At 57.9% G+C, this 373-nt stretch carries 1 pseudogene; it reads left to right on the forward strand.

Annotation, left to right across the window (positions count from 1 at the left end):
• A pseudogene (locus tag GSQ77_RS29070) lies at positions 1-252 on the forward strand (aquaporin); the annotation flags it as partial.
• Positions 253-373 lie beyond the last annotated feature (121 nt).

Below are 373 nucleotides of genomic sequence, written 5' to 3' on the forward strand. Positions count from 1 at the left end.
CCGGCACTGGTAGCGAGTTACATCTTCGCCGCCTACTGGTTCACTGCGAGCACATCCTTTGCGAACCCGGCGGTGACACTTGCGCGTGCGTTGACCCAAACGTTTTCGGGGATACGTCTTCAAGACGTCGCGGGCTTTGTACTCGCGCAGATCGCTGGTGCTCTCTTGGGCTACGGAACAACTGCCGCACTGCGCACCGTTGTGCCAGAGGCATCCCTGGCAACCGCCGACGCTGCAAAACATTCCGCTTGAATTGACATAGCGTAAGTTCCGCTTCAGGGATGGCAGTACCAGCAGCCAGCTTATCGACAAATGCTGGCGGACCGTTCGATAACGCAGAGCATGTCCCGCAAGGGAAATTGCCTCGACAACG

The organism is Burkholderia sp. L27(2015) (assembly GCF_009765705.1).
In the GTDB taxonomy this organism is placed as follows: Bacteria; Pseudomonadota; Gammaproteobacteria; order Burkholderiales; family Burkholderiaceae; genus LMUX01.